This is a genomic window from Streptomyces sp. C10-9-1 (assembly GCF_024497955.1).
GTDB lineage: Bacteria > Actinomycetota > Actinomycetes > Streptomycetales > Streptomycetaceae > Streptomyces > Streptomyces sanyensis.
This window is the reverse complement of record NZ_JANHKP010000009.1, coordinates 156,124-174,312: the sequence shown is the minus strand read 5'-3', so window position 1 is coordinate 174,312 and position 18,189 is coordinate 156,124. Positions and strand designations below refer to the sequence as shown.

Annotated in this window: 13 protein-coding genes; all 13 read left to right on the top strand. The window is 70.5% G+C overall.

Annotation, left to right across the window (positions count from 1 at the left end; genetic code table 11):
* Nucleotides 1–233 precede the first annotated feature (233 nt).
* Complete coding sequence (locus NPS70_RS14940; RefSeq protein ID WP_256524716.1) at nucleotides 234–2,594, top strand: ABC transporter family substrate-binding protein; 2,361 nt, start codon at nucleotides 234–236, stop codon at nucleotides 2,592–2,594.
* A 312-nt stretch (nucleotides 2,595–2,906) separates the two neighbouring features.
* Entirely contained in the window at nucleotides 2,907–4,814 is a 1,908-nt protein-coding gene (gene typA, locus NPS70_RS14935; protein WP_256524714.1) for a translational GTPase TypA, read from the top strand.
* Nucleotides 4,815–5,286: 472 nt separating this feature from the next.
* Entirely contained in the window at nucleotides 5,287–6,924 is a 1,638-nt protein-coding gene (locus tag NPS70_RS14930) for an ABC transporter substrate-binding protein (protein ID WP_256524713.1), read from the top strand.
* 97 nt (nucleotides 6,925–7,021) lie between these two features.
* Nucleotides 7,022–7,948 carry an ABC transporter permease gene (locus tag NPS70_RS14925; RefSeq protein WP_256524711.1) on the top strand — a complete coding sequence of 309 codons (927 nt, stop codon included), beginning with the start codon at nucleotides 7,022–7,024 and terminating at the stop codon, nucleotides 7,946–7,948.
* On the top strand, nucleotides 7,941–8,888 hold the full coding sequence (locus NPS70_RS14920; protein ID WP_256524710.1) for an ABC transporter permease: 948 nt from the start codon (nucleotides 7,941–7,943) through the stop codon (nucleotides 8,886–8,888). Before NPS70_RS14925 ends, NPS70_RS14920 begins: the two co-directional genes overlap by 8 nt.
* An 11-nt stretch (nucleotides 8,889–8,899) precedes the next feature.
* A complete protein-coding gene (locus NPS70_RS14915) occupies nucleotides 8,900–9,958 on the top strand; it encodes an ABC transporter ATP-binding protein (protein WP_256524709.1) in 1,059 nt (352 codons plus the stop codon).
* Nucleotides 9,951–11,051, top strand: a complete 1,101-nt coding sequence (locus NPS70_RS14910) for an ABC transporter ATP-binding protein (protein WP_256524708.1) — start codon at nucleotides 9,951–9,953, stop codon at nucleotides 11,049–11,051. Before NPS70_RS14915 ends, NPS70_RS14910 begins: the two co-directional genes overlap by 8 nt.
* Before the next feature lie 123 nt (nucleotides 11,052–11,174).
* Nucleotides 11,175–12,122, top strand: a complete 948-nt coding sequence (locus NPS70_RS14905; RefSeq protein WP_256524707.1) for a GNAT family N-acetyltransferase — start codon at nucleotides 11,175–11,177, stop codon at nucleotides 12,120–12,122.
* Nucleotides 12,123–12,190: 68 nt separating this feature from the next.
* A complete protein-coding gene (locus NPS70_RS14900; protein WP_256524706.1) occupies nucleotides 12,191–13,819 on the top strand; it encodes an ABC transporter substrate-binding protein in 1,629 nt (542 codons plus the stop codon).
* A 145-nt stretch (nucleotides 13,820–13,964) separates the two neighbouring features.
* Nucleotides 13,965–14,888: an ABC transporter permease gene (locus NPS70_RS14895; protein ID WP_256524705.1), complete on the top strand. Its 924-nt coding sequence runs from the start codon at nucleotides 13,965–13,967 to the stop codon at nucleotides 14,886–14,888.
* Nucleotides 14,881–15,867 carry an ABC transporter permease gene (locus tag NPS70_RS14890; RefSeq protein WP_256524704.1) on the top strand — a complete coding sequence of 329 codons (987 nt, stop codon included), beginning with the start codon at nucleotides 14,881–14,883 and terminating at the stop codon, nucleotides 15,865–15,867. Before NPS70_RS14895 ends, NPS70_RS14890 begins: the two co-directional genes overlap by 8 nt.
* A gap of 12 nt (nucleotides 15,868–15,879) precedes the next feature.
* Nucleotides 15,880–16,890 carry an ABC transporter ATP-binding protein gene (locus NPS70_RS14885; RefSeq protein WP_256524703.1) on the top strand — a complete coding sequence of 337 codons (1,011 nt, stop codon included), beginning with the start codon at nucleotides 15,880–15,882 and terminating at the stop codon, nucleotides 16,888–16,890.
* Nucleotides 16,883–18,025, top strand: coding sequence for an ABC transporter ATP-binding protein (locus NPS70_RS14880; protein WP_256524702.1), 1,143 nt, complete (start codon nucleotides 16,883–16,885; stop codon nucleotides 18,023–18,025). The genes NPS70_RS14885 and NPS70_RS14880 overlap by 8 nt, the downstream gene beginning before the upstream one ends.
* Nucleotides 18,026–18,189: the final 164 nt, after the last annotated feature.

The window sequence follows — 18,189 nt, the reverse complement described above, 5'->3', positions numbered from 1 at the left end:
CCCCCGCGACCGGACGCCGCCCCCGCCCCGCCTCCCGCCGCGGCCCGGGAGCGCCCGCCGCCGCGCCGCGCCCGTCCGGGTGAGGGCGCCCGCGGGCGGTCTTGGTCCGCGCGGGTGAGTTCACCGCCGCGGACCGCCGTGTCTGCCGCGGCCCTCGGGGGCCGTCCACTTCAGTGGAGGAATCGGTGTGATCATCTCCAGAATCGACACAACAGGACCAAGAGGTGCAAGCCATGTCCCAGGTCGAGGTCCCCCGAGGGCGGACGTGCTCCCGAAGGCTTCGCTCCGTCGCCCTGCTCACCGGCGGCGTTCTCGCACTGCCCACCCTGTCGGCGTGCACCGCGGGGGACGACGGGGCCTCGGCCAGGCCACCCGCCCGGGACATCGCGGCGGCCGGGCGCGGCAGCCTCGCCGACGGCGGGACCGTGCGCTGGGCGGTGGACTCCGTCCCCGTGACCCTGAACGCCTTCCAGGCCGACGCGGACGCCACCACCGGCCGGATCGCCTCCGCCGTCCTCCCCGCGCTGTTCACCATGGACGAGCGCGGGCGCCCCGTGCGCAACCCGGACTTCCTGGAGTCCGCGGAGGTCGTCGAGCGCGAGCCGCAGCAGGTCGTGCTCTACAAGCTCAACCAGCAGGCGGTCTGGAGCGACGGCCGGGAGATCGGCGCACCCGACTTCCTCGCCCAGTGGCGGGCGCTGAGCGGCAAGGAGTCCGCCTACTGGACGGCGCGCAACGCCGGGTACGAGCGGATCGAGCGGATCGAGCGCGGCGACAGCGACCTGGAGGTCAAGGTCACCTTCGCCAAGCCCTACGCGGACTGGAAGGCGCTGTTCACCCCGCTGTACCCCAAGGACGTCACCGCCACCCCGGCCGCCTTCAACGACGCCGCCCGCACCCGGCTCGCCGCGACCGCGGGGCCGTTCAGGATCGGCAGGATCGACCGCAAGGCCGAGACCACCACCCTGGTCCGCAACCCCCGCTGGTGGGGCGAGCGGGCCAAGCTGGAATCCCTGGTGCTGACCGCGGTGCCCCGGGCCGAGCGGGTCGCCGCGCTGGCCGCGGGCGAGCTGGACGTGGCGGAGATCGACCGCTCCGCGGCGGACCGCATCGCCTATGCGGCCAAGGACGCCGGCCGCGGCGGGCGCCCGCTCGCCCACGGCCCCGGTGCGGACCTCGCCCCCTCCGCGGCACTGGGCTCGTGGGCCCGCGCCAACGGCTCCGACGCGAGCGCGGCCGAGGCGGCCCGCGCCACCCGGGAGCGGACGGCGGCGGCCCGGGCCGCCTACGCGAAGGAGCAGTCGGCCCTCAAGGGCTTCCGGGTCCGCAAGTCGCTGGAGCCCGCCTACACCCAGCTCGCGATGAACGGCGAGTCCGGTCCGCTGGCCGACCGCCGGGTGCGCCAGGCCGTGGCCCGGGCGATCGACCGCAAGGAGCTGGCGGAGGCCGTCCTCGCCCCGCTCGGCCTGCCCGCCGACCCGCCGGGCAGCCATGTGGCCCTCGCGGGCCAGCCCGCCTACAAGGACTCCAGCGGTGTGCTCGGCGGCCCGGACACCGAGCAGGCCCAGGCGCTCCTCGCCGACGCCGGCTGGACGCCCGGCGGCGCGGTCCCCCGGAAGCAGGAGGAGCAGGCCGCGGGCGCGGAGCAGGAGAAGGCGGACGGGCAGGGGGCCGGGGCCGGGCAGTCCGACAAGCCCGGCGGCCGGGACGCCTCCGCCGACCCCGCCGCCTCCGACGAGGGCCTGTACATCGTCGGCGACGACGACAAGCCCGCCGCCGGCACCCGCGCGCGGGAGGCCGGCCGGGCCGACACCCGCGTCCTCGCCCCCGCCCCCGCGGCGCTCCTGCAGAGCCTCGCCATCCGGGAGCAGGCCCGGGCGGTCGCCGCCGAGCCGGACGCCGCGGGCACGAGCGAGGCCAAGGGCTCGGGGGAGGGCGTGTCCGGGGCCTACGCCCCCCGCGGCACCGCCGCGCCCTCCCCGGCCGCGGCGGGCGGCGCCGTCGGCAAGGACGGCAAGCCGCTGACCCTGCGCTTCGTGCTCCCCTCGGGCCCGGGCTCGGAGGCGCTGCGCTCGGTGGGCGGCAAGATCTCCGCGATGCTGGAGCGCATCGGCATCCGCACCGAGATCACCAAGGTCGCCGACGAGGGCTACTTCACGGACCACATCGCCTCCGGCGACTACGACCTGGCCCTGTACTCCTGGCCCGCCAGCGCCTACCCGGCCACGGACGCGCGGCCCATCCACGCCAAGCCCCGGCCCGCCTCGGACGGCTCGCTGCTGGTGGAGCAGAACTACACCCGCGTGGGCACCGACTACATCGACCAGCTGTTCGACCAGGCGGCGGCGGAGCTGGACGAGGACGAGGCCCGCGACCTGATCCGGCGCGCGGACGCCCGGATCTGGGCCGCGGCCGGCTCGGTCCCGCTCTACCAGCGCCCCGACCTGGTCGCCGTGAAGTCCTCCCTGGCCAACATCGGCGCCTTCGGCTTCGAGACGCCCCGCTACCAGGACATCGGCTACCGCAAGGACGCGGCGCCCGACGGTGCGGGCGGGGCGGAGGACGCGACCGGGCGGGAGACCGCCGCCGGATGACCGCCGGGGGCGGCTTCGAACGGGTGACCCCTTCGTGACGCGGCCCTCGCAAGCTCTGGAACAGCTCAACTCCCTTGCCCGCCGGTCCCCCCGGCGGGCAGGGTCGTCTCCGGCCCCCCGACCCGGGCTCCCGGGGCCGTGGCACCCCGCGCCCGCGGCGTGATCCTCGTCTCTTCCCCCCGTCCCCTCCCGCCGGGGAAGCCCCTTGCGCGGCGGCCCCGTACCATGGGAGGCAGCCGTGGCGCGTCCGCCCGGCGGGCGTACGAGGAACTTCACGCCGAATCCCCGACCCGAGAGAAGCGCAAGCCACCCATGCCCACGCGCCACGACATCCGCAACGTCGCCATCGTCGCCCACGTCGACCACGGCAAGACGACCATCGTCGACGCCATGCTCAAGCAGGCCGGTGCCTTCGCCGCACACCAGCTCGACACCGTCGACGACCGGGTCATGGACTCGAACGACCTGGAGCGTGAGAAGGGCATCACGATCCTCGCCAAGAACACGGCGGTGAAGTACCACCCCAAGGACGGCGGGGCGCCCATCACGATCAACATCATCGACACCCCCGGCCACGCCGACTTCGGCGGCGAGGTCGAGCGCGGCCTGTCGATGGTGGACGCCGTGGTGCTGCTGGTGGACGCCTCCGAGGGCCCGCTGCCGCAGACCCGCTTCGTGCTCCGCAAGGCGCTCCAGGCCCGGATGCCGGTCATCCTCTGCATCAACAAGACCGACCGCCCGGACTCCCGCATCGACGAGGTCGTCAACGAGACCTACGACCTCTTCCTCGACCTGGACGCGGACGAGGACCAGATCGAGTTCCCGATCGTCTACGCCTGCGGCCGCGACGGCGTCGCCTCGCTGACCAAGCCCGAGGACGGCACGGTCCCGGCGGACTCCACCAACCTGGAGCCCTTCTTCTCCACGATCCTGGAGCACGTCCCGGCCCCGGTGTACGAGGAGGAGGCCCCGCTCCAGGCGCACGTCACCAACCTCGACGCCGACAACTTCCTCGGCCGCATCGCGCTGCTGCGCGTCGAGCAGGGCGAGCTGCGCAAGGGGCAGACCGTCGCCTGGATCAAGCGCGACGGCAGCATCTCCAACGTCCGCATCAGCGAGCTGATGATGACCGAGGCACTCACCCGCAAGCCCGCCGAGGTGGCCGGCCCGGGCGACATCTGCGCCGTCGCGGGCATCCCCGACATCATGATCGGCGAGACCCTGGCCGACCCGGAGAACCCGGTGGCGCTGCCGCTGATCACCGTCGACGAGCCCGCCATCTCCATGGTGATCGGCACCAACACCTCGCCGCTCGTCGGCCGCGGCGGCACGGGCAAGGGCGCGGACGCCAAGGCGGCCGTGAAGGACCGCAAGGTGACCGCCCGTCAGGTCAAGGACCGCCTCGACCGCGAGCTCATCGGCAACGTCTCGCTCCGCGTGCTGGACACCGAGCGCCCCGACGCCTGGGAGGTGCAGGGCCGCGGCGAGCTGGCGCTGGCCATCCTGGTCGAGCAGATGCGCCGTGAGGGCTTCGAGCTCACCATCGGCAAGCCCCAGGTCGTCACCAAGGAGGTCGACGGCAAGGTCCACGAGCCGGTCGAGCGGATGACGATCGACGTCCCCGAGGAGCACATGGGCGCCGTCACCCAGCTCATGGGCGTCCGCAAGGGCCGCATGGACAACATGTCGAACCACGGCTCCGGCTGGGTGCGCATGGAGTTCGTGGTCCCCTCCCGCGGCCTGATCGGCTTCCGCACGGAGTTCCTGACCAACACCCGCGGCACCGGGATCGCCCACTCGATCCACGAGGGCCACGAGCCGTGGTTCGGCACCCTGACGACCCGCAACAACGGCTCCCTGGTCGCCGACCGCTCCGGCGCCGTGACCGGCTTCGCCATGACCAACCTCCAGGAGCGCGGTGTGCTCTTCGTGGAGCCGGGCACCGAGGTCTACGAGGGCATGATCGTCGGCGAGAACTCCCGCTCGGACGACATGGACGTGAACATCACCAAGGAGAAGAAGCTCACCAACATGCGCTCCTCCACGGCCGACGTCGCGGAGTCCATCGTGCCGCCGCGGAAGCTCTCGCTGGAGCAGTCCCTGGAGTTCTGCCGCGACGACGAGTGCGTCGAGGTGACCCCGGAGGCCGTGCGCATCCGCAAGGTCGTCCTGGACCAGCGCGAGCGCGCCCGCACCGCCTCGCGCGCCAAGCACGGCTGAGCGGGCACGGCGCCCCGGCCGCCGACGGCGGGCCCGGGCCGGGGGCCTGACATCCATTCAGGCAATTCGGGCAAAAAGCGCATAGCTCCACCACGGCCCCCCGCGCCCACCGCGGGGGGCCGTGGCGTGCGTCAAGTCGGTTTACCGTGCCGGGTGTCCGCATATCGGCCGTCGCTCTCCGGAACACGTGTTAACGGTCCGTTTCGCGGGTGTCTGTCTGTGCTCGCTTTGTCCGGATTTCGATTCGACGGCCCCGGGTGATGTTGTCAAAACGAGACCCTTTAAGTGTGGTTTACGGCCCGGACGTACTTAATAGTTGGCTCCATTGAGCTCGGGTCAATGGGTCATGCGCTGTGGGGAGCGCCGACTCACGAGCACACTCGGGTCATTGACACGGCGTCGTCAGGGGTGTCGGCGCCACCCACGTCAGTGGCCCTCATGTAGCGACAAGTGGACTCATGAGGAGGAACCCATGCGCGGTGCCAAGAGCGCCAAGTGGGTCGCGGGTGCGATAGTCGTCGCCCTGGCCGCAACTGCCTGTGGCAGCGGAAGTGACGAGGGCAAGAGCGGGGGCGAAGGGGGCTCCGGCGGCGCGTTCAGCATGAACATCGCCGAGCCCAAGCGCCTCGTCCCGCAGGCGGCCACGGAGTCCGGTGGCTCCCAGGTCCTGTCGGGCCTGTTCACGCCGCTCGTCGAGTTCGACGCCCAGAACCAGCCCGTCCTGGCCGCCGCGGAGTCCATCGAGAGCACGGACAACAAGGTCTGGACGATCAAGCTCAAGGACGCCACCTGGCACGACGGCACCCCCGTCACCGCCAAGGACTACGTGGGCGCCTGGAACTGGGGCGCGTACGGCCCCAACGCCGCCGACGGCAACTACTTCTTCGGCACCATCCAGGGCTACGACGAGATGAACCCCGTCGACCCGGACGGCGACGAGGGCCCGAAGAAGGCCCCCGAGCCCTCGGCCAAGGAGCTGTCCGGCCTGAAGGCCGTCGACGACAAGACCATCGAGGTCACCCTCAAGGCCCCGTTCGCCGGCTACAAGTCCGTCCTCGGCTACACGGTCTTCTACCCGATGCCGCAGTCGGCGCTGACCGACATCAAGGCGTACGAAGAGGCGCCGATCGGCCAGGGCCCGTTCCAGATGGACGGCAAGTGGGAGCACGACAAGGCCGTCAAGGTCAAGGCGTACGCCGACTACAAGCTCGGTGAGAAGCCGAAGGTCGACGCGGTCGAGTTCCGGATCTACCAGGACCAGAACACCGCCTACAACGACCTGCTCGCCAACAACCTCGACGTCGTGGACCAGATCCCGACCGAGGTCATGGGCACCGCCCCGAGCGAGCTGGGCGACCGCTTCAAGTCCTCCGAGGCGTCCACCTTCCAGTTCGTCGCCTTCCCGACGTACGACAAGAAGTTCTCCGACCCGCGCGTCCGCAAGGCCATCTCCATGGCCATCGACCGCGACGAGATCATCAAGGTCGTCTTCCAGAACTCGCAGTCCTCCGCCGACGCGTTCGTCTCCCCGGTCGTGGGCGGCTACCGCGAGGGCGCCTGCGGCGACGCCTGCAAGTTCAACCCGACCGAGGCCAAGAAGCTGCTCGCCGAGGCCGGCGGCATCGAGGGCAACAAGATCAACATCGGCCACAACGCCGACGGTGGTCACGAGCAGTGGATCAACGCCACCTGCGACCAGCTGAAGAAGAACCTCGGCATCGACTGCGTCGGCCAGGCCGTGCCGAAGTTCGCCGAGCTGCTGAAGCAGGTCGAGGAGAAGAAGTTCTCCGGCATGTTCCGCCTCGGCTGGATCATGGACTACCCGTCGATGGAGAACTACCTCGGCCCGCTGTTCTCCACGGACGGTTCCTCCAACTACTACGGCTACAGCAACAAGGACTTCGACCGCCTGGTCCAGGAGGGCCGCGAGGCGAAGACCGAGGCCGAGGCCATCACCAAGTGGCAGGCCGCCGAGGACATCCTCGTCAAGGACATGCCGGTGATCCCGCTGCGCTTTGGCAAGAACGTCTTCGGTCACTCGACCAACGTCAAGAACGTTGAGATGAACCTGTTCAACCAGGTCGAGCTCACCAAGGTCGAGAAGGCCTGACGGCCCGGCGCCCGAGGGCGCCGCACAGTACATCAGGGCCTGAACGACGAGGGGTGGCGGTACGAGCCGCCCCTCGTCGTTCCCACGAGGAGGAACCATGGGCCGCTACGTCTTGAGACGGCTGCTCCAGATGGTCCCGGTCATCATCGGGACCACATTCCTGGTCTTCGCGCTCGTCACCGAAATGGGTGGTGACCCCGTACAGAACCTGTACGGAGAGCGTCCGGTACCAGAGAGCATCAGAGTTGCGCTGACCGCGCAGTACCACCTGGACGACCCGCTGCCGGTGAGATACGGCTACTACGTCTCGGGTCTCCTGCAGGGCGACTTCGGAACCAGCCTCAGCGGTTCCCGCCCGATCAGCGAGATGATCGCCGACGCCTGGCCGGAGACCCTCAAGGTCGCCGGTATCGCCTTCGTCTTCGAGATGGTCGTCGGTGTCGCGGCCGGCGTGCTGGCGGGCATGAGACGCGGCAAGTTCCTGGACAACCTGGTGCTGCTGTCCACCCTCACGGTGATCGCCGTCCCGATCTTCGTGCTGGGGCAGACGGCCCAGATCTTCCTCGGCGTCAAGGCCGGGATCTTCCCGGTGTCGGGTACCAACGAGGGCTTCATGAGCTATCTGCTGCCCGGTCTGGTGCTCGGTTCGGTCTCCCTCGCCTACATCGCGCGGCTGGCACGCGCCTCGGTGGCGGAGAACCTGCGGATGGACTACGTCCGCACGGCCAAGGCCAAGGGGCTCTCGCCGACCCGGATCACGGGCGTCCACGTCCTGCGGAACTCCCTGATCCCGGTGGTCACCTTCCTCGGCGCGGACCTCGGCACCCTGATGGGCGGGGCCATCGTCACCGAGCGGATCTTCAACATCCCCGGTGTCGGATACAACCTCTTCAAGGCGATCCAGATCGAGGACGGACCTGCGCTCGTCGGCTTCGTCACCCTGCTGGTGCTCGTCTACGTGGTGATGGCCCTCGTCGTGGACCTCCTCTACGCCGTGCTCGACCCGAGGATTCGCTATGCCTGACGTGACCAACACCGCAGTCACCCCGGAGGCGGCCGCGGCGACCCCCGCCGCGCCCCAGCTCTCGAAGAAGCCCGAGAAGTCGCGCAGCCTCCTCCAGGACGCGGTCCGCGACCTGGTGCGCCGCCCGCTCTTCCTCATCGCGTCGGGCATCATCTTCGTCCTGCTGCTGATGGCGGCCTTCCCGACGTTCTTCGCCAGCGCCGACCCGCAGCTGTGCGAGCTCTCCCGCTCGCTGCAGAAGCCCAGCGCCGACGCCTGGTTCGGCTACGACGCCCGCGGCTGCGACGTCTACGCCCGCACCATCCACGGCGCCCGCACCTCCATCACGGTCGGTGTGCTCGCGACCGTGGGCTCCGCGCTGATCGCGCTCCTGCTCGGCCTGGTCGCCGGCTTCTACGGCCGCTGGGTGGACGCCCTGATCTCCCGCGGCATCGACATCGTGATGGGCATCCCGTTCCTCGTGGGCGCCATCGTCATCCTCAACACCTTCCGTGACGACGACGGCTTCCGCACCGGCGGCATCTGGGGCGTGCTCACGGCCCTGACGGTCCTCGGCTGGATGAGCATGGCGCGCATCATGCGCTCCACCGTCATCCAGACCAAGCAGGCCGACTACGTGACCGCGGCCCGCTCGCTGGGCGCGTCCACCGGCCGCCTGATGTTCCGCCATGTGCTGCCCAACGCCCTGACCCCGCTGATCGTGCTCGCCACGATCTCGCTCGGTGTGATCATCTCCGTCGAGGCGACGCTGAGCTTCCTCGGTGTCGGCATCCAGGAGCCCACCATCTCCTGGGGCGTGATGATCAACCAGTCGCTCGGCCGGATCCGTGAGGCCCTGCACCCGCTCCTGTTCCCCGCCGGCTTCGTGAGCGTCACGGTTCTGGCGTTCATCATGCTCGGCGACGCGGTGCGCGACGCCCTCGACCCCAAGCTGCGCTGAGGGAGGCGTACGTGACCATCATCGACAAGACGGCGGACGTCCCGGCCCCCCGCGGCGCCGGGGACCACGAGGGCCCGCTCCTCGAAGTGCGCGACCTGCACGTGGAGTTCCACACCCGCGAGGGTGTCGCGCAGGCCGTGAACGGCGTCAACTACACGGTCTCGGCCGGCGAGACCCTCGCGGTCCTCGGCGAGTCGGGCTCCGGCAAGTCCGTGACCGCGCAGGCCATCATGGGCATCCTCGACATGCCCCCCGGGCGCATCCCCAAGGGCGAGGTGCTCTTCCGCGGCCGCGACCTGCTCACCATGTCGCCCGAGGAGCGCCGCAAGATCCGCGGCTCGAAGATCGCCATGATCTTCCAGGACGCGCTCTCCTCGCTGAACCCGGTCCTCACCGTCGGCTACCAGCTCGGCGAGATGTTCCGGGTGCACCAGGGCCTCTCCAAGAAGGAGGCCAAGGTCAAGGCCATCGAACTGATGGACCGGGTGAAGATCCCCGCCGCCGCGGCGCGGGTCAACGACTACCCCCACCAGTTCTCCGGCGGTATGCGCCAGCGCATCATGATCGCCATGGCGCTGGCCCTGGAGCCGGACCTGATCATCGCCGACGAGCCCACCACGGCGCTCGACGTCACCGTGCAGGCCCAGGTCATGGACCTGCTCGCGGAGCTCCAGCGCGAGTACAACATGGGCCTGATCCTGATCACCCACGACCTCGGCGTGGTGGCCGACGTCGCGGACAAGATCGCCGTGATGTACGCGGGCCGGATCGTGGAGACGGCCCCCGTGCACGAGCTCTACCAGCGCCCGGCCCACCCGTACACCCGGGGTCTTCTGGACTCCATCCCGCGCCTGGACCAGAAGGGCCAGGAGCTGTACGCGATCAAGGGCCTGCCGCCCAACCTGCTCAAGATCCCCTCGGGCTGCGCCTTCAACCCGCGCTGCCCCAAGGCGCAGGACGTCTGCCGCACCGACGTCCCGGTCCTGCACCCGGTGACCGAGCAGGACGGCGGGGAGCTGCCCGGCCGCGGAAGCGCGTGCCACTTCTGGAAGGAGACGATCCATGGCTGAGCTCACGAAGGACGGCGAGGCCGTGGACCCGACCCCCTCCGCCGCGCTCGACGCGCCCGTCGGGCGGGGTGAGCCGATCCTGCAGGTGCGCAACCTGGTCAAGCACTTCCCGCTGACCCAGGGCATCCTGTTCAAGAAGCAGATCGGCGCGGTCAAGGCCGTGGACGGCATCTCCTTCGACCTCTACCAGGGCGAGACCCTGGGGATCGTCGGCGAGTCGGGCTGCGGCAAGTCCACCGTGGCCAAGCTGCTGATGATGCTGGAGACGGCCACCTCCGGCGAGGTGTTCTACAAGGGCCAGGACATCACCAAGCTGTCCGGCAAGGCGCTCAAGGCCGTCCGCCGCAACATCCAGATGGTGTTCCAGGACCCCTACACCTCGCTCGACCCGCGGATGACGGTCGGCGACATCATCGGGGAGCCCTTCGAGATCCACCCCGAGGTGGCCCCGAAGGGTGACCGCCGCAAGAAGGTGCAGGAGCTGCTGGACGTCGTCGGGCTCAACCCCGAGTACATCCACCGCTACCCGCACCAGTTCTCCGGCGGCCAGCGCCAGCGCATCGGCATCGCCCGCGGCCTCGCGCTCAACCCGGAGATCATCATCTGCGACGAGCCGGTCTCCGCGCTGGACGTCTCGGTGCAGGCGCAGGTCATCAACCTGATGGAGAAGCTCCAGGACGAGTTCAACCTCTCCTACATCTTCATCGCGCACGACCTGTCGATCGTCCGCCACATCTCCGACCGGGTCGGCGTGATGTACCTTGGCAAGATGGCCGAGATCGGCACCGACGTGCAGATCTACGACCACCCGACCCACCCGTACACCCAGGCGCTGCTCTCCGCGGTTCCGGTGCCGGACCCGGCCGCCCGCGAGGGCCGTGAGCGGATCATCCTCACCGGTGACGTGCCCTCGCCGGCCAACCCCCCGTCGGGCTGCCGCTTCCGCACCCGGTGCTGGAAGGCCGAGGAGAAGTGCTCCATCGAGGTGCCGCTGCTGGCGGTCCCGGCCCCGTTCGTGGGCAAGGACACCCCGGCCGCGCACGAGTCGGCGTGCCACTTCGCCGAGGAGAAGGACGTCGTCCACGTCCACTGACCCCTCGCGCAACCGGTGCCCGTCCCGCCCTCCGGCGGGGCGGGCACCGTCGCGTCCGGGGCGGGTGCCGGCCGGCGGGAAAAGCGTTTGCGGCCGCGCCCGGGCGGCCCGGAGAGTGACCGCATGCCCCTTTCCGTGCGCCCCGTGTCGCTGGCCGACGCACCCGCCGTCTGCGCCCTGATGAACGCCGTCGACCTCGTCGAGATCGGCCGCCCCGAGACCGACCGGCACACGGTCGAGGCCGATCTGCGCCACCCCGACACCGATCTCGACCGCGACACCTGGCTCGTCACCGACGGCCCCGGCGACCCGGTCGGCTACGCCGTCGTCTGGAGCGACTCGGACGAGGGGGACATCGGCGTCGACCTGTACGCCCTGCCGGGCCGCGGGGACGTCACCGCCCTGCTGCTGCGTCTCGCCGAGGAGCGGGCGGCGGCCATGGCCGCCGGCGCCGGGCGGGCCGTCCTCCACCTCCACCTCAACGCCGAGCCGGCGCTCGACACCGGGCTGCTCAGGGAGCGGGGCTGGGACACCGTGCGCCGCCACCAGGTGATGACCCGGCCGCTGTCGGCCCGGGCGGACACCGCCCCCGCCCCGCTGCCGGGACTCAGCCTGCGGGACTGCCGGGCCGAGGAGGACCGCCGCCGGGCCCACGCCCTGGTCGAGGAGACCTTCGCGGAGCACTTCGGCCACCACCCGCGCGGCTACACCTCCTGGCTGGACGACATCGACGGCGCGCGCCTGGACTGGTCGCTGGTCTGGATCGCCTCGACCGAGGCGGAGGGCGACGTGGCGGTGCTGCTCACCCGGGACGACCGCGAGGCCATGGGATGGATCCGCAACCTCGGGGTGCGCAAGGAGGTGCGCGGCCGGGGGATCGGCGGCCATCTGCTGCGCCACGCCTTCGGCGTCTACGCCGCCCGCGGCCGGGACCTCGTCGGTCTGGGCGTGGACACCTCGAACGAGACCCGCGCGCTCGCCCTCTACGAGGCCCACGGCATGGCCCTCCACTACGGGGTCGACACCTGGGAGCTCACCCTCCCGGCAGGGACACCCACCCGGACGCCCTGAAAGTGCGTTAGGTCCTGTACGGGGTGATATTCGGTCCTAAGTCTTGCCGAGGACACGGGAGGAACCCCATGCGTGGACCCACGCGCGCCGGATGGGCCGCCTGCGCGGTCGCCGTCGCCCTCGCCGCCACGGGCTGCGGTGGCGGCGGCGACGGCGGAGCGGGCGGCGAGGACGGGATCGTCTCCTCCTCCTGGTCCGACCCGCAGAACCCCCTGGAACCCGCGAACACCAACGAGGTGCAGGGCGGCAAGGTCCTCGACATGATCTTCCGGGGGCTGAAGAAGTACGACCCGAAGACCGGCGCGGCCACCGACATGATGGCCGAGAGCATCGAGACCGACGACTCGGTCAACTTCACCGTCAGGATCAAGGACGGCTGGACCTTCAGCAACGGCGAGAAGGTCACCGCGAAGTCCTACGTGGACGCCTGGAACTACGGCGCCGACCTCCGCAACAACCAGAAGAACGCCTACTTCTTCGGCTACATCGACGGCTACGAGCAGGTCCACCCCGAGAGCGGCGAGCCCAGTGCCACCTCCCTGTCCGGGCTGAAGGTCGTGGACGACCTGACCTTCACCGTGAAGCTCTCGCAGAAGTTCTCGACCTGGCCGGACACCCTCGGGTACTCGGCCTTCGCCCCGCTGCCGCAGTCCTTCTTCGACGACCACGACGCCTGGCTCGACCAGCCGGTCGGCAACGGCCCGTACACCCTCCAGTCCTACGACCGGGGGACGAAGGCCGAACTGCGCCGCTGGGACGACTACCCGGGGCCGGACGGGGCGCAGAACGGCGGCATCGACCTCATGGTCTACACCGACAACAACACCGCCTACACGGACCTGATCGCGGGCAACCTGGACCTGGTCGACGACATCCCGGCCGCCCAGCTGCGCAACGTCGGCAGCGACCTCGGCGACCGCTACATCAACACCCCCGCCGGCATCATCCAGACCCTCGCCTTCCCCTTCTACGACGACGCCTGGGACACCCCGGACGGCAACAAGGTCCGCACCGGCATCTCGCGGGCCATCAACCGGGAGCAGATCACCGAGACGATCTTCCAGAGCACCCGCACCCCGGCGAAGGACTGGACCTCGCCGGTCCTCGGGGAGGACGGCGGCTTCGACGACACCCTCTGCGGCGACGCCTGCGAGTACGACCCGGCGGAGGCCAAGCGGCTGATCGAGGAGGGCGGCGGCCTCCCCGGCGGTCAGATCAAGATCTCGTACAACACGGACACCGGCTCCCACAAGGACTGGGTCGACGCCGTCTGCAACTCCATCAACAACGCCCTCGGCGACGACCAGGCGTGCATCGGCAACCCGATCGGCACCTTCGCGGACTTCCGGAACCAGATCGGCGAGCAGCGGATGCCCGGCCCCTTCCGGGCCGGCTGGCAGATGGACTACCCGCTGATCCAGAACTTCCTCCAGCCGCTCTACTACACCAACGCCTCCTCCAACGACGGCAAGTGGAGCAACCAGGAGTTCGACGACCTCGTCGACCGGGCCAACGCCGAGACCGACACCGCCACGGCGGTGGACACCTTCCAGCAGGCGGAGGAGGTCGTGCGCGACCAGATGGCCGCCGTCCCGCTCTGGTACCAGAACGGCAGCGCGGGCTACTCGGAGCGCATCTCGAACGTGACCCTGAACCCCTTCAGCGTCCCGGTCTACAACGAGATCACGGTCAACTGACGGCGGAGCCCGTCCGGCCCGGCGACGCAGCGCGAGCGCCGGGCCGTCCCCGTTCCCCCCGGTCCCGCGGCCCCGACCCCTTCCTCCCGGCCCGCCTCCGCCCCGCCCCGTTCCCGCCTGTCCGCGACGATCCCCGGAGCACCTCATGGGACGTTATGTGATCCGGCGTCTGCTGCAGATGATCCCGGTCTTCTTCGGCACCACGCTGCTGATCTTCCTCATGGTCAACGTCATGGGCGACCCGGTCGCCGGCCTGTGCGGGGACCGGCAGTGCGACCCGGCGACGGCGGCCCAGCTGCGCAAGGAGTTCGGCCTCGACAAGCCCGTGTGGCAGCAATACCTGACCTACATGGGCAACGTCTTCACCGGCGACTTCGGCACCGCGTTCAACGGGCAGGAGGTCACCGAGCTGATGGCCGACGCCTTCCCGGTCACCATCCGGCTGACCCTGGTGGCGATCTTCTTCGAGATCGTCATCGGCATCACCCTCGGCGTGGTCACCGGGCTGCGCCGCGGCCGCCCGGTCGACACGGGGGTGCTCGTGCTGACGCTGGTGGTCATCGCGGTGCCGACCTTCGTCACCGGTCTGCTCGTGCAGCTGCTGCTCGGCATCAAGTGGGGGTGGATCGACCCCTCGGTGTCCTCGTCCGCCCCGCTCGACGAGCTGATCGTGCCCGGCCTCGTCCTCGCCTCCGTCTCCCTCGCCTACGTCACCCGGCTCACCCGGACGTCGATCGCGGAGAACCTGCGCGCCGACTACGTGCGCACCGCCAAGGCCAAGGGGCTGCCGCGCGGGCGGGTCATCCGCCGGCACCTGCTGCGCAACTCGCTCATCCCCGTCGTCACCTTCATCGGCACCGACATCGGCGCGCTGATGGGCGGCGCGATCGTCACCGAGCGGATCTTCAACATCCACGGCGTCGGCTACCAGCTCTACCAGGGCATCCTGCGCCAGAACACCCAGACCGTCGTCGGCTTCGTCACCGTGCTGGTCATCGTCTTCCTCCTGGCGAACCTGCTGGTCGACCTCCTGTACGCCGTTCTCGACCCGAGGATCCGGTATGCCTGAGCAGCAGCCACCCTACGAGGACTCCGCCATCGCGCCCACGGGAGCCGGGGGCGCCACCGACCTCGCGATGAGCGAGGGCGAGACCCTGGAGAAGCCCCTGGGGGACAGCCCCTCCGAGGGCGGCCCCGCGGCGAAGCCGCGCAGCCTGTGGTCCGACGCCTGGCGGGACCTGCGACGCAACCCCGTCTTCATCGTCTCCTCCCTGGTGATCCTCTTCCTGGTCGTCATCTCCCTCTGGCCCTCGCTGATCGCCTCGGGCAACCCGCTCTCCTGCGACCTCGCCAAGGCCCAGCAGGGGTCCCAGCCCGGGCACCCCTTCGGCTTCAACGGCCAGGGGTGCGACGTCTACACCCGGGTCGTCTACGGGGCCCGCACCTCGGTCACCGTGGGCGTCTGCGCCACGCTCGGGGTCGGCATCCTGGGTTCCCTCTTCGGCTCGCTGGCCGGGTTCTTCGGGGGCCTGCCGGACTCGCTGCTGTCCCGGCTCACCGACATCTTCTTCGGCATCCCCGTGGTGCTCGGCGGCCTGGTCCTGCTCTCGGTCGTCGACTCCACCACCGTCTGGCCGGTGGTCGGCTTCATGGTGCTGCTCGGCTGGCCGCAGATCTCCCGCATCGCCCGCGGTTCCGTGATCACCGCCAAGCAGAACGACTACGTGCAGGCCGCCCGCGCGCTCGGCGCCTCCAACACCCGGATGCTGCTGCGGCACATCGCGCCCAACGCGATCGCCCCCGTGATCGTGGTCGCCACCATCGCGCTCGGCACCTACATCTCGCTGGAGGCGACGCTGTCCTACCTCGGCGCCGGGCTCAAGCCCCCCACCGTCTCCTGGGGCATCGACATCTCGTCCGCGTCCCCCTACATCCGCAACGCCCCGCACATGATGCTGTGGCCCGCCGGGGCCCTGGCGGTCACCGTCCTCGCGTTCATCATGCTCGGCGACGCGGTGCGCGACGCCCTCGACCCCAAGCTCCGATAGGCGGTGCCCGCCATGTCCACCACGCCCGAACGCCCCTCCGCACCCGGGCCGCTGCTCGACGTGCGCGACCTGCACGTGGAGTTCCACACCCGCGACGGGGTCGCCAAGGCCGTGAACGGCGTCGACTACACGGTCTCCGCGGGGGAGACCCTCGCCGTCCTCGGCGAGTCGGGCTCCGGGAAGTCCGTGACCGCGCAGGCCGTCATGGGCATCCTCGACACCCCGCCCGGGCGGATCGCGGGCGGCGAGATCCTCTTCAAGGGCCGTGACCTGCTCACCCTCGGCGAGGACGAGCGCCGCCGCATCCGGGGCGCCGAGATGGCCATGATCTTCCAGGACGCGCTCTCCTCCCTGAACCCCGTCCTCACGGTCGGCGACCAGCTCGGCGAGATGTTCACCGTCCACCAGGGCCTGTCGCGCAAGGACGCGCGGGCCAGGGCGGTCGAGCTGATGGACCGGGTCCGCATCCCGGCCGCCCGCGAACGCGTCGGCCAGTACCCCCACCAGTTCTCCGGCGGCATGCGCCAGCGCATCATGATCGCCATGGCTCTCTCCCTGGAGCCGGACCTGATCATCGCCGACGAGCCCACCACGGCACTCGACGTCACCGTCCAGGCCCAGGTCATGGACCTGCTCGCGGAACTCCAGCGGGAACTCGACATGGGCCTCATCCTGATCACCCACGACCTCGGCGTGGTGGCCGACGTGGCCGACAAGATCGCCGTGATGTACGCGGGCCGGATCGTCGAGACCGCACCCGTCCACGACATCTACAAGGCACCCGCCCACCCGTACACCCGGGGCCTGCTGGAATCCATCCCGCGCCTGGACCAGAAGGGCCGGGAGCTGTACGCGATCAAGGGCCTGCCGCCCAACCTGCTGGCCATCCCGCCCGGCTGCGCCTTCAACCCCCGCTGCCCCATGGCCCAGGAGGTCTGCCGCCGGGACGTCCCGCCGCTCTACACCGTCGACGAGGACCGCCGCAGCGCGTGCCACTTCTGGGAGGAGACCCTGCATGGCTGAAGCGATCCTCGAAGTGCGCGACCTGGTCAAGCACTACCCGCTGACCAAGGGCATCCTGTTCAGGAAGCAGATCGGCGCGGTCAAGGCCGTGGACGGCGTGGACCTGGACCTGGCGGCCGGCGAGACCCTGGGGATCGTCGGCGAGTCCGGCTGCGGCAAGTCCACCCTCGCCAGGATGCTCGTCCACCTGGAGCGCCCCACGGCCGGGGCGATCCGCTACAAGGGCGAGGACATCACCAGGCTGTCCGGCAAGGCGCTCAAGGCCGTCCGCCGCAACATCCAGATGGTGTTCCAGGACCCCTACACCTCGCTCAACCCGCGGATGACGGTCGGCGACATCGTCGGGGAGCCCTTCGAGATCCACCCCGAGGCCGCCCCCAAGGGCTCCCGGCGCTCCAGGGTGCAGGAACTGCTGGACGTCGTCGGCCTCAACCCGGAGTACGTCAACCGCTACCCGCACCAGTTCTCCGGCGGCCAGCGCCAGCGCATCGGCATCGCCCGCGGCCTCGCGCTCCAGCCCGAGATCATCGTGGCCGACGAGCCGGTCTCCGCGCTGGACGTCTCCGTGCAGGCCCAGGTGGTGAACCTGCTGGACGCCCTCCAGAGCGAGTTCTCGCTCTCCTACGTCTTCATCGCGCACGACCTGTCGATCGTCCGCCACATCTCCGACCGGGTGGGCGTGATGTACCTCGGACGGGTGGTGGAGATCGGCAAGGACGCCGAGATCTACGACCACCCCACCCACCCGTACACCCAGGCGCTGCTCTCCGCGGTGCCCGTGCCCGACCCGGAGGCCCGCGAGCACCGGGAACGGATCATCCTCACCGGCGACGTCCCCTCGCCGACCGACATCCCCTCCGGCTGCCGCTTCCGCACCCGCTGCTGGAAGGCGCAGGAGCGCTGCGCGCAGGAGGTGCCGCTGCTGGCGGTCCCCGCGCACCTCACCGTCGTCCCCGGGCCCGTGCAGCACCCCTCGGCCTGCCACTTCGCCGAGGAGCGGCACGTGGTGCCGGGAGGGGAGGAAGGGCCGACGGGCGGCGCCGGGGCGCGTGGCGGGAAGGCCGCCGAGGACCCTGGCACCGGCGACGGCCCGGAGGGCGGGACCGGAGGCGGGGGAGGCGCCGCCCCGGGCTGACGGCGCGCCGGGCGGGGCGTTAACACGCAGGCAACCCCGGCGACCCGTCACCGATATACGGACACGCCACGCTGGACCCCGTACGGCCGTGCGGGTGCCGTCGTGCCGGCCGGGACGCGCCATGCGCCCCGGCCGGCGCAACCAGCGCGCACCGCCCGCCGCGC

Coding starts and splice junctions, on each gene's coding strand:
- NPS70_RS14940 (WP_256524716.1), top strand. CDS start 234: ATGTCCCAGGTCGAGGTCCCCCGAGGGCGGACGTGCTCCCGAAGGCTT.
- typA (WP_256524714.1), top strand. CDS start 2,907: ATGCCCACGCGCCACGACATCCGCAACGTCGCCATCGTCGCCCACGTC.
- NPS70_RS14930 (WP_256524713.1), top strand. CDS start 5,287: ATGCGCGGTGCCAAGAGCGCCAAGTGGGTCGCGGGTGCGATAGTCGTC.
- NPS70_RS14925 (WP_256524711.1), top strand. CDS start 7,022: ATGGGCCGCTACGTCTTGAGACGGCTGCTCCAGATGGTCCCGGTCATC.
- NPS70_RS14920 (WP_256524710.1), top strand. CDS start 7,941: ATGCCTGACGTGACCAACACCGCAGTCACCCCGGAGGCGGCCGCGGCG.
- NPS70_RS14910 (WP_256524708.1), top strand. CDS start 9,951: ATGGCTGAGCTCACGAAGGACGGCGAGGCCGTGGACCCGACCCCCTCC.
- NPS70_RS14905 (WP_256524707.1), top strand. CDS start 11,175: ATGCCCCTTTCCGTGCGCCCCGTGTCGCTGGCCGACGCACCCGCCGTC.
- NPS70_RS14900 (WP_256524706.1), top strand. CDS start 12,191: ATGCGTGGACCCACGCGCGCCGGATGGGCCGCCTGCGCGGTCGCCGTC.
- NPS70_RS14895 (WP_256524705.1), top strand. CDS start 13,965: ATGGGACGTTATGTGATCCGGCGTCTGCTGCAGATGATCCCGGTCTTC.
- NPS70_RS14890 (WP_256524704.1), top strand. CDS start 14,881: ATGCCTGAGCAGCAGCCACCCTACGAGGACTCCGCCATCGCGCCCACG.
- NPS70_RS14885 (WP_256524703.1), top strand. CDS start 15,880: ATGTCCACCACGCCCGAACGCCCCTCCGCACCCGGGCCGCTGCTCGAC.
- NPS70_RS14880 (WP_256524702.1), top strand. CDS start 16,883: ATGGCTGAAGCGATCCTCGAAGTGCGCGACCTGGTCAAGCACTACCCG.